The 10742-nt window shown below is 71.0% G+C and carries 10 protein-coding genes; 2 read left to right on the top strand and 8 right to left on the bottom strand.

From position 1 onward, the window contains the following. Together IEY79_RS33540 and IEY79_RS33535 are read right to left on the bottom strand one after the other, a co-directional pair. Positions 1 to 1763, bottom strand: a 1763-nt coding sequence (locus IEY79_RS33540; RefSeq protein WP_189111424.1) for a type I polyketide synthase, incomplete at its 3' end; no start/stop codon positions are given. A gap of 565 nt (positions 1764 to 2328) precedes the next feature. After that, positions 2329 to 2595, bottom strand: coding sequence for an acyl-CoA carboxylase epsilon subunit (locus IEY79_RS33535; protein ID WP_189111423.1), 267 nt, complete (start codon positions 2593 to 2595; stop codon positions 2329 to 2331). Positions 2596 to 2997: 402 nt separating this feature from the next. On the opposite strand from IEY79_RS33535, the gene IEY79_RS33530 reads away from it, so the two are divergent. Both IEY79_RS33530 and IEY79_RS33525 read left to right on the top strand, forming a co-directional pair. After that, a complete protein-coding gene (locus IEY79_RS33530; protein ID WP_189111422.1) occupies positions 2998 to 3768 on the top strand; it encodes a thioesterase II family protein in 771 nt (256 codons plus the stop codon). Positions 3769 to 3910: 142 nt separating this feature from the next. Continuing rightward, positions 3911 to 4627: a lysophospholipid acyltransferase family protein gene (locus IEY79_RS33525; protein ID WP_189111421.1), complete on the top strand. Its 717-nt coding sequence runs from the start codon at positions 3911 to 3913 to the stop codon at positions 4625 to 4627. Between the two features lie 118 nt (positions 4628 to 4745). Here the strand turns inward: IEY79_RS33525 and IEY79_RS33520 are convergent, their stop codons facing one another. The 6 genes from IEY79_RS33520 to IEY79_RS33495 form a co-directional block, all read right to left on the bottom strand. Continuing rightward, positions 4746 to 6359, bottom strand: coding sequence for an alpha/beta hydrolase (locus IEY79_RS33520; RefSeq protein ID WP_189111420.1), 1614 nt, complete (start codon positions 6357 to 6359; stop codon positions 4746 to 4748). Positions 6360 to 6504: 145 nt separating this feature from the next. After that, positions 6505 to 7296, bottom strand: coding sequence for an urease accessory protein UreD (locus tag IEY79_RS33515; RefSeq protein WP_189111419.1), 792 nt, complete (start codon positions 7294 to 7296; stop codon positions 6505 to 6507). Further along, positions 7293 to 7988, bottom strand: a complete 696-nt coding sequence (gene ureG, locus IEY79_RS33510) for an urease accessory protein UreG (protein ID WP_373292677.1) — start codon at positions 7986 to 7988, stop codon at positions 7293 to 7295. The genes IEY79_RS33515 and ureG overlap by 4 nt, the downstream gene beginning before the upstream one ends. 54 nt (positions 7989 to 8042) lie before the next feature. Further along, positions 8043 to 8717: an urease accessory protein UreF gene (locus IEY79_RS33505; protein ID WP_189111418.1), complete on the bottom strand. Its 675-nt coding sequence runs from the start codon at positions 8715 to 8717 to the stop codon at positions 8043 to 8045. After that, positions 8717 to 10438: an urease subunit alpha gene (locus tag IEY79_RS33500; RefSeq protein ID WP_189111417.1), complete on the bottom strand. Its 1722-nt coding sequence runs from the start codon at positions 10436 to 10438 to the stop codon at positions 8717 to 8719. Before IEY79_RS33500 ends, IEY79_RS33505 begins: the two co-directional genes overlap by 1 nt. Continuing rightward, complete coding sequence (locus IEY79_RS33495) at positions 10431 to 10742, bottom strand: urease subunit beta (protein WP_189111416.1); 312 nt, start codon at positions 10740 to 10742, stop codon at positions 10431 to 10433. Before IEY79_RS33495 ends, IEY79_RS33500 begins: the two co-directional genes overlap by 8 nt.

Genomic DNA, 10742 nt, shown 5'->3' with positions numbered 1-10742 from the left:
GCGAAAATCGCCGGCTGAGTGAACTCCGTACGACTCAACGCCTCCTCATCACCCCACATCACCTCACGGACAACGGGATCAAGAACCCCACACACCTCATCGAACGCGGTCGCGAACACCGGGAACGACTCATACAACTCACGCCCCATCCCCAGACGCTGACTCCCCTGCCCCGTGAACAGAAACGCCACCTTGCCCTCGGTGACCGAGCCGATCACGGTCTCGGAGCCCACCAGCACCGCACGGTGCTCCAGGACCACACGCCCCGTCATGGCCGAGTACGCCAGGTCGAGGGGGTTCCCGTCCTCCATCAGCGGCTTGAACCGCTCGATCTGGGTCTCCAGCGCGGCCGGCGTCTTCGCCGACACGAGCACCGGCGCGACCGGCAACTCCCGCCGCTCGACCGGCTCTTCCTCGACCGGTACGGCTTCCTCGACGATCACGTGCGCGTTCGTTCCGCTGATCCCGAACGACGAGACACCCGCGCGGCGCGGACGGCCCTCGCTCGGCCAGTCCCGTGCCTCCGTCAGCAGCTGGACATCGCCGGTCTCCCAGTCGACCTGGGGCGTCGGCTCGTCCACATGCAGCGTCCGGGGGAGCTTGCCGTGACGCATCGCCTGAACCATCTTGATGATCCCCGCGACACCCGCCGCGGCCTGCGTGTGACCCATGTTCGACTTGATCGACCCCAGCCAGAGCGGCCGGCCCTCCGGGCGCCCCTGCCCGTACGTCTCCAGCAGCGCCTGGGCCTCGATCGGGTCACCCAGCGTCGTACCCGTGCCGTGCGCCTCGACCGCGTCCACATCCGCCGCCGACAGACCCGCGTTCGCCAACGCCTGCTTGATCACACGCCGTTGCGCGGGGCCGTTGGGGGCGGTCAGACCGTTGCTGGCACCGTCCTGGTTCAGCGCACTCCCCCGCACCACCGCGAGCACCGGATGCCCCAGACGACGCGCGTCCGACAACCGCTCCAGTACGAGAACCCCGACACCTTCCGAGCAGCCCATGCCATTGGCGGCGGCGCTGAACGACTTGCAGCGGCCGTCCGTGGCCAGGCCGCGCTGCTCACTGAAGTAGATGAACATCTCGGGGGTGGACATCACCGTGACACCGCCCGCGAGGGCGAGCGAGGTCTCACCGGAACGCAGCGACTGGATCGCCATGTGCAGGGCGACCAGCGACGACGAGCACGCCGTGTCCATGGTCACCGCGGGGCCGACGAGGCCCAGCGTGTAGGACACCCGGCCGGAGACGATGCTGCCTCCGTTACTGCCGCCGGAGTAGTCGTGGTACATCACCCCGGCATAGACGCCGGTCGCGCTGCCCTTGAGCGAGTCGGGAGCGATCCCGGCGCGCTCCAGCGCCTCCCACGACGTCTCAAGCAGCAGCCGCTGCTGCGGGTCGGTGCCGGTCGCCTCGCGCGGGCTGATGCCGAAGAACTCGGCATCGAAGTCGGGGGCGTCGTAAAGGAATCCGCCCATACGGGAGGCGGTCTTCCCGGGTTTGCCGAGTTCGGGGTCGTAGATGTTCTCCACGCCCCAGCCACGGTCCTCCGGGAATTCGGAGACCGCGTCGACACCGTCGTCCACGAGCCGCCACAGATCCTCGGGGGAGTTCACTCCACCCGGGTAGCGACAGGCCATCGAGACAATGGCGATCGGTTCCTGGTCACGCTGCTCAAGCTCGGCGACGCGTCTGCGGGCTGTGCGCAGGTCCGTGGTCGCGCGCTTGAGGTAGTCAAGAAGCTTCTCCTGGTTGCTCACCAAAGCCACCCCGGGTCGAAAGGGCGTCGACACTTACGACGCGCGCTTGCCGGGAACGTTACGCAGGGTGAAAAGACCCCCCAACCCCTGATCGCCCCTAACGTGCCCCGACCCCTTGGCCCGGCCCGACCATCGGCTTCCGCCCCCTGCCGTCCGGACCGGTGTAGGGCGCACACCGGCCGCGACGGGGTGCGCCTGGGTCACTCGGGCGGCAAGTCCCGGCCCCAAGGACCGGGCTCCGCCGCCTTGTTCCGGATACGCCCCCGGTCGACGTCCAGCCCTAGCTCGGAGACGTCATGAACGGGAGTTGCCGAGATTCCGTTTCTCTCCCGTACCCGGTGTCGGCAGGGTGCGGGAGAGCACGCCGGCGCGCAAGCGCGGGGCGGGATTCCGGCCCCCGCGAACGACTGCGCGCCGACTGCGCCGGGCCTCTCGGCCCGGCGTCGGCGCGTTGATCACGGCGGGAGTTGATCTGTCACACGGGGTACGGGGTCGGCCCCGCGCGGCGGTTGGGATCTCGGGCGGCACGCACCGCGCCCCCGGTGTCCCGTAGGGCCGGCGGGGCTCAGTGCCGCCATTCCCTCTCACGGCCGGCGGTCCAGGCGCCCGGGGGTGTGTAACGGATCTCGCCCCAGCCGGACTTACGCCTCTGCCGGGCGGCGGAGTCCGCGACGACCTGTTCCCGGGTTCCGGTCAGGGCGGAGAGCACCGCGAGCAGCGCGGCGAGTTCCATCTCCCCCGGTGCGCCTCTGACGACGCGCACGAGGTGTTCGGCGGACGTCAGGGCGACGGGTTCCTGTACTCGCGTGTCGGCCACGTGGTTGGGCTGCATGATTTCCCTCCGGTGCTCCGAGAACAGCTGCGTCCGTGCTTTCTCCCGTTCGCCGGAGACGGCATTTCCACGGCGATGCGGGTACCGTCGTACGCCTGGCGCGCGACGGCGGGCACCAGGGGCGAGCCAACTGTCGGCTACCGTCACACCTTCATTGAAGGGTCCTCCCGCACCGCCCTTCCAGCGGATCGACCCCCTAATTCCCCTGCCCCTCCCCCTAATCCGATGACCGCCGGGGACGCTCTTCGGCGGAACGAGCGGCCCTTGCGGGCAGCCGGAGCGACCCCCGGAGGGAGGGCGCGATAGGGGCCGGCAGGGGTCGTCAGGCGCCCGCACGCACATGAACGCTGAACGTAGCCTGAGGCAGAGACTTCAGTCGGACCGATCCGAGGAACTTGATTGATGGCCGCCATATCCAGCAACAACGCCTCGAACTGGATTCGAGAGTTTCATCCGTCCGACCGGACGTCGCCCCGGATGATCTGCTTCCCCCACGCGGGCGGTGCGGCGAGCTACTACTTCCCCGTCTCCCGGGCGCTCTCCGGGCAGGTCGAGGTTCTCGCAGTCCAGTACCCGGGGCGTCAGGACCGCTACGCGGAACCGGCCATCGGCAATGTGGAGAACCTCGCGGCGGCGATATTCCGTGAGCTTCCACCGGAGGATCTGGACCGGACGTGGCTCTTCGGCCACAGCATGGGTGCCGCTGTCGCCTTCGAGGTGGCCCGGCTGATGGAACGGGAGCTGGACCGGTCCCCTCTCGGGATCATCCTGTCCGGCCGGCGCGCGCCGTCCCGGTTCCGTGACGAGACCCTCCACCGCCAGGGTGACGCGGCGATCATCGCCAATGTCCAGGCGCTCAGCGGCACCGACGCGGCCGTCTTCGACGATCCCGACACGCACCGCCTGATCATGCCCGCCCTGCGCGCCGACTACCAGGCCATCGAGACCTACCGGCCGTCCGGCACCCCGCGGGTCTCCTGCCCGATCCATGTCTTCGTGGGCGACGCCGACCCGTTGAGCACGCTGGACGAGGCCGGCAGCTGGCGCGACCACACCACGGGCGGGTTCACCATGCGCGTCTTCCAGGGCGACCACTTCTATCTGACGGCGCGCCCCGCCGAGGTCATCGCCGCGATCTCCCAGCTGATCGTGCCCGCGCCGCCCCGCGCCTGATCGCACCGCCGCTGCCGCCGGGGGCGGCGGGACCGTGTCCGAACCGGATACGACCCCCGCCCACGGATCGACTGGACTCCCTCCGTGTGCTGTGATCAGGCGGACACCGACGCAGCCGGTCCGGCAGAGTGGGAGAAACGCCGTGTTCTACTACGTACTGAAGTACGTGCTGTTGGGCCCCCTGCTGCGCCTGCTCTTCCGGCCGCGGATCGAGGGGCTCGAACACATACCGGCGGACGGTGCCGCGATCCTCGCGGGCAACCATCTCTCCTTCTCCGACCATTTCCTGATGCCCGCGATCATCAAGCGTCGGATCACCTTCCTCGCGAAGGCCGAGTACTTCACCGGGCCCGGTATCAAGGGACGTCTCACCGCCTCGTTCTTCCGCGGCGTGGGCCAGATCCCGGTCGACCGGTCCGGCAAGGAAGCCGGCCAGGCGGCGATCCGGGAGGGGCTCGGGGTGCTCGCGAAGGGCGAGTTGCTGGGGATCTACCCGGAGGGCACGCGCTCGCACGACGGGCGGCTCTACAAGGGCAAGGTCGGCGTCGCGGTGATGGCCATCAGGGCGCAGGTCCCGGTGGTGCCGTGCGCGATGGTGGGTACGTTCGAGATCCAGCCGCCCGGTCAGAAGATCCCCAGCATCAAGCGGGTCACGATCCGCTTCGGTGAGCCGCTGGACTTCTCGCGCTACGCGGGCCTGGAGAACCAGAAGGCCGCGGTCCGTGCGGTCACCGACGAGATCATGTACGCGATCCTCGGGCTGTCCGGGCAGGAGTACGTGGACCGGTACGCCGCCGATGTGAAGGCCGAGGAGGCCCAGCGGTCGGCGGGGAGGAAGTTCCCGCGCCTGCGCCGCTGACGCCGCCGCGCCGGAGACGCCGCCGCGCCGGACGTGCGAGAGGGGGCGACGGCCGTCTTCGGCCGTCGCCCCCTCCCTCTCACCGGTGCTTCCCGTGCCCTGCGACCCGACTAGGCCGTCACGGCTTGGGCGTGGCGTGCGGTGCGCACGTCACGTCGCGGCTGTCGAGCTCGCCGCTGAGCAGATACGACTCGACCCGGTCGTTGATGCACGGGTTCGCGAGATTGGTGATGCCGTGCGAACCGGCGTCCCGCTCGGTGATCAGGCGTGAGCCCTTGAACCGCTTGAGCAGCTCGACCGCGCCCCCGTACGGGGTGGCGGCGTCGCGCGTGGACTGCGCGATCAGTACGGGCGGCAGCCCCCGGCCCGTCCGGACCTCGACCGGTGTCTGCTGCTCCACGCCCCAGGTGGCGCAGGGCAGGTTCATCCAGGCGTTGGCCCAGGTGAGGAACGGGTGGTCGCGGTGGAGCCGGGTGTTGTCCCGGTCCCAGGTGCGCCAGCTGGTGGGCCACTTGGCGTCGGCGCACTCGACGGCGGTGTAGACCGCGTTGCTGTTCTCCGCGGCCGCGTTGCCCACCGTGTCCGACAGATCGGGCGCGACGGCGTCGACGAGCGCCTGGGTGTCCCCGGCCAGGTACTTGCTCCAGGTGTCGGCGACCGGCACCCAGCTGGAGTCGTAGTACGGGGCGCTCTGGAAGAGGCCGATGAGTTCGGCCGGTCCCACGACGCCGCCGATCGGCTCCTTCTTGGCGGTGGCGCGAAGCTTGTCCCACTGCTTCTCGACCTTGGCGACGGTGTCGCCGATGTGGAACGTCGCGTCGTTCTCGGCGACCCACTTCTTCCAGTCGTCGAAGCGCGTCTCGAAGGCGACGTCCTGGTCCAGGTTGGCCTGGTACCAGATCTTCTCCTTCGACGGGTTGACCACGCTGTCCAGCACCATGCGCCGTACATGGGACGGGAAGAGCGTGCCGTAGACGGCGCCCAGGTAGGTGCCGTAGGAGACGCCGACGTAGTTGAGCTTCCTGTCGCCGAGCGCGGCCCGCAGGACGTCCAGGTCACGCGCGGTGTTGGGCGTCGTCATGTGCGGCAGCATCCAGCCGCTGCGCTCCTTGCAGCCGTCCGCGTACTCGGCCGCGAGCTTGCGCTGGGCGCGCTTGTCGGCCTCGCTGTCGGGAACGGGGTCGGCCTTGGGAACCTTGACGAATTCCTGCGGGTCGACGCAGGAGATGGGCGTCGAGCGCCCGACCCCGCGCGGGTCGAACCCGACGAAGTCGTACGCCTTCGCGGCATCCGCCCAGATGGCGTTCTTGGTCACGACGCGGCGCGGGAACGCCATGCCGGAACCGCCGGGGCCACCGGGGTTGTAGACGAGCGAGCCCTGACGCTCGCCCTTGGTGCCGGTGTTGCCGATCCGGTCGACGGCGATCTTGATCTGCTTGCCGTTCGGACGGGCGTAGTCGAGCGGGACGCTCACGTAGCCGCACTGGATCGGCTTCTCCAGGGACCAGTCGGCCGGGCAGTCCGCCCAGTCGATCCCCTTCTTGGCCGCGCGTGCCGCGGCCACCTCGGCGCCGGCCGCCTGGGCGTTCCGTGCCTTCTGTTCCTTGCTCTGCGCGGCTCTGCCACTGTCGGCGCGGCCGTCGGCGCTCGCCGACGTGGCGGCGAGCGTGGTCGCTATGAGCGTGCCCGCGAGCAGAGTGCCGGCCGAGCCGAGCACTGCTGTGCGTCTCAAGTGGTACCTCCCCCTGTAAGACGCGCCGCACGACGCGACGCTGTTCGTAGGGTTACCGAGGGGGATCCTTTCGTCTGTGTGCCAGTTGAGAACAGGCCAAACCGGCAATTCTTTGCCGAACCGATAGCCGGGCCGCTGGTTCCGCTCAGCGGTACAGCTCCGCCAGGGCGTCGTCCAGGACCCGGCGCAAGGCACGCGCGTCCGGGGCGAGCGCGGTCACCAGGGCTCCGGGACCGGCGAGCGGGGTGAGCACGGCGGTGTCACCGAGCAGCCGCGGGGCTACTGGCTTCTCCTCGAACTCCGGTCTCACCAGCAGGAGTTGGCCGACGGCCCGGTGGCCGCCGATGACCGCTCCGCCGTCCCATCCGCCGGATGCGCCGGGGCCGAGTGCCAGTTGCTGGTCCAGCAGCGGGCGGCCGGCACGGTGCACGGTGAGCCGGCTGGTGACGGTGCCGGGAGCCTCGCCGTGCCGGCCGAGGATGAGTTCCTCGCGCAGTACCAGCCGGGCGGTGGGGCTGAGTTCCACGCGGGTGTGTGTCCGCAGGTCGCTCCCGGTGACCGAGATGAGCTGTTCGGGCAGCCAGTGCAGTACGCCGCTCTCGCCGACCGTGAGGCGCATGTCGTAGCCCGCGTGGTCGGCGGGCCCGTCGCCGGTCCGGTGGCCGGGCAGCGCGATCATGGCGGCGGCCGCGTCGACGGTGAGCGCGGCCCCGTCCCGTACGACCGCTTCCAGGGCGAGCCGGTCGCCGCCGAGCGGCGCGCTCATCGCGCCGACGACGGTGACGCGGGCGGGCAGGCCGGTACCCGTGCCCGGGACGGCCGCCGCCGCGCGCGTACGGCGCAGGGCGAGTGGTCCGTCGCTCTCCAGCACCGGAAGTGCCGTTCCCCCGCGGCCGTCGGGCGCGGCGGTGATCCGGGCGGTGGCGTGGACGCTCATGCGGTCCAGGCGGCGAATCGGGCACGTACCCACTCGGCCACCGGCGCCACCCCGTCCGGGCCGGTGAGCGAGGTGAACAGGACGGGCAGTTCGCCGCGCTGCTCCTTGGCGTCGGACGCCATGCGCCCGAGGTCGGAGCCGACGTACGGAGCGAGGTCGGTCTTGTTGATCACCAGCAGGTCGGAGGTGGTGACGCCGGGGCCGCCCTTGCGCGGGATGTCGTCGCCGCCGGCGACGTCGATGACGAAGATCTGCGCGTCGACGAGCCCCTTGGAGAAGGTGGCGGTGAGATTGTCGCCGCCGGACTCGACCAGGATCAGATCGAGCGGGCCGACGGAGTCCTCCAGATCCTCGACGGCTTCGAGGTTGGCCGAGATGTCGTCGCGGATCGCCGTGTGCGGGCACGCACCGGTCTCGACGGCCTGGATCCGCTCGGCCGGCAGCACGGCGTTGCGCAGCAGGAACGCCGCGTCCTCCCGGGTGTAGATGTCGTTGGTGACGACGGCGATGGACAACTGGTCCCGCAGCGCCCGGCAGAGGGCCGCGACGGTCGCGGTCTTTCCGGAGCCGACGGGCCCGCCGAGACCGATACGCAGCGCACGCCGGGAGCCGTCGGGGCGCACCGCCCCCGCCCCGTGGCTGTGCGGGTCCAGATACGCGTCGGTGTACGGGTCGGAGTGGTCGAGGTGCACGGTGCGGCTCCTTCGTGGTCCTGCGGCGGGGGCGTGGTGGCCCGTGGTCAGGGGTTACGAGGCGAAGAGACGCACCGCCCAGGCCGCGTGCGCCTCGGCGGTGATGTCGAGCAGCGGCGCCGACGCGGCGGGCAGGGCGCCGGGCCCCTTCCGTACGGCGCGGTGCGCGGTGGCCACGGCGTGCCGCGCGGTCTTGTCGATGTCGGGTGCCAGGCGGGCGAGGACGCCGGTCGCGTCGAAGGGGTCGAGGCTCAGCAGCCGTACGGCGGCGGTGGCGGGGCCGCTGACCGTCTCGTACAGGACGCAGTGGGCGGCGTCCTCGGGTCCGAGACCGGCCGACCGGGCCGCGAGCCCGAGGACGATCGGCTGGTGGGCGCCGCGCGGTCGGGCCGCCGCCAGTGCGTCGAGCCCGGGGCCGGGCCAGGTGGCGCGCGCGGCGCGCATCATCTGGCGGCCGAGCTTGCGGGCGGTGGCGCGCAGGGCGGGCGACGGGGTGCGGGCGTCGGCGGCCTCGTCCAGGGCGAGGGGGTCGACGCCGAGCACGGCCGCCGCGGCGAACGCGGCGGAGGTGAGTCCGGTGGTGTGCAGCCGGCCTCGGCAGAAGGCCGCCAGGTCCCGGGCGTCGGTGAGCCGCCCCGCGCGGACGGCCGCCTCGGCGCCGCCCGAGTGGGCGTGCCCACCGGCCGGAAACCGTCCGTCGGCGAGGACGAGCAGCGCGGCGCGGCTCATCAGAAGAGGAAGTAGCGCTGGGCCATGGGCAGTTCGGCGGCGGGCGCGGGTTCGACCACATCGCCGTCGATCGTCACCGTGAAGGTGTCGGGGTCGACCTCGACCTGCGGCAGGGCGTCGTTCTGCCGCATGTCCGCCTTGCCGACGGAGCGGGTGCTCTCGATCGGTACGAACCGCTTGCCGAGGCCCAGCCGTTCGGGCAGCGCGTCCTCGATCGCCGCCTGTGCGACGAAGTTGACGGAGTTGGACGCCGGGGCCGTGCCGGTCGCGCCGAACATGGGCCGGGGCATGACGGGCTGCGGGGTGGGGATGGACGCGTTGGCGTCGCCCATCTGCGCGTACGCGATCTGGCCGCCCTTGATGACCAGTTGGGGCTTCACACCGAAGAACGCCGGGTCCCACAGGACGAGGTCGGCGAGCTTCCCGGTCTCGACGGAGCCGATCTCGTGGCCGAGTCCCTGTGCGACGGCCGGGTTGACGGTGTACTTGGCGACGTAGCGGCGGACCCGGTGGTTGTCGGCGCGGCCGTCGCCGGGCAGCGCGCCCCGGCGCTTCTTCATGACGTGGGCGGTCTGCCAGGTCCGCAGGATCACCTCGCCGATGCGGCCCATGGCCTGCGAGTCGGAGGAGATGATCGAGATCGCCCCGAGGTCGTGCAGGATGTCCTCGGCCGCGATGGTCGTCGGCCTGATCCGCGACTCGGCGAAGGCCAGGTCCTCGGGGACCGCCGGGTTGAGATGGTGGCAGACCATCAGCATGTCGAGGTGTTCGTCGATGGTGTTGACGGTGTGCGGGCGGGTCGGGTTGGTCGAGCTGGGCAGGACGTACGGCTCCGACACCACCGTGATGATGTCCGGCGCGTGGCCGCCGCCGGCGCCCTCGGAGTGGTACGCGTGCAGGGTCCGCCCGGCGACGGCCGCGAGGGTGTCGGCGACGAATCCGGCCTCGTTGAGCGTGTCGGTGTGGATGGCGAGCTGGACGCCCGTCTCCTCGCAGACACCGAGGCAGGCGTCGATGACGGCCGGGGTCGCGCCCCAGTCCTCGTGGATCTTGAACCCGAGCGCGCCGCCGCGCAGTTGGGAGTGCATGGCGTCGCGGGACATCGTGTTGCCCTTGCCGAGCAGTCCGATGTTGACGGGGTACGACTCCAGGGCGGCGAACATCCGGGCCAGATGCCAGGGGCCGGGTGTGACGGTGGTGGCCTTCGTCCCCTCGGCGGGTCCGGTGCCGCCGCCGACGAGGGTGGTGATGCCGGAGGAGAGCGCCTGGTCGACGAGGGTCGGCGAGATGAAGTGGACGTGGGCGTCGACGGCTCCGGCGGTGAGGATCTTGCCGTTGCCCGCGACGATCTCGGTCTCGGGTCCGATGACGAGGTCGGGGTGGACCCGGTCCATGGTGTCGGGGTTGCCGGCCTTGCCGATGCCGGTGATCCTGCCGTCCCGGATGCCGACGTCCGCCTTGACGACGCCCCAGTGGTCGATGATCACGGCGCCGGTGATCACGGTGTCCGGCGCGCCTTCGGCCCGTGTCGTACGGGACTGGCCCATCGACTCGCGGATCACCTTGCCGCCGCCGAACACGGCTTCGTCCCCGGCGAGTCCGGGGCCGCCGGAGCGGTCCTCCTCGATCTCGACCAGGAGGTCGGTGTCGGCGAGCCGGATCCGGTCGCCGGTGGTGGGGCCGAAGAGGTCGGCGTAGACGGCTCTGCTCAGCTCAGGCATCGAGGGGTCCTCCGGCCTCGCCGCGCAGGCCCGGTACGACACGGTGTCCGGCGAGCGGGACGAGTTCGACGTCGACGGGGATGCCGGGTTCGAACCGTACGGACGTACCCGCGGCCACGTTCAGGCGCAGGCCGCGCGCCGCCGCGCGGTCGAACCGCAGGCCGGGGTTGGCCTCGGCGAAGTGGTAGTGGGAGCCGATCTGGACGGGCCGGTCGGCGGCGTTGAGCACGGTGAGGCGGGTGACGGGGCGGCCCTCGTTGAGGGGGACGGCGCCGTCGGCGTACAGGATCTCGCCGGGAATCAT

This window comes from Streptomyces camponoticapitis, assembly GCF_014646115.1.
Taxonomy (GTDB): domain Bacteria; phylum Actinomycetota; class Actinomycetes; order Streptomycetales; family Streptomycetaceae; genus Streptomyces; species Streptomyces camponoticapitis.
Note: the sequence above shows the minus strand (reverse complement) of the source record. Positions and strands in the feature narration are given on the sequence as shown.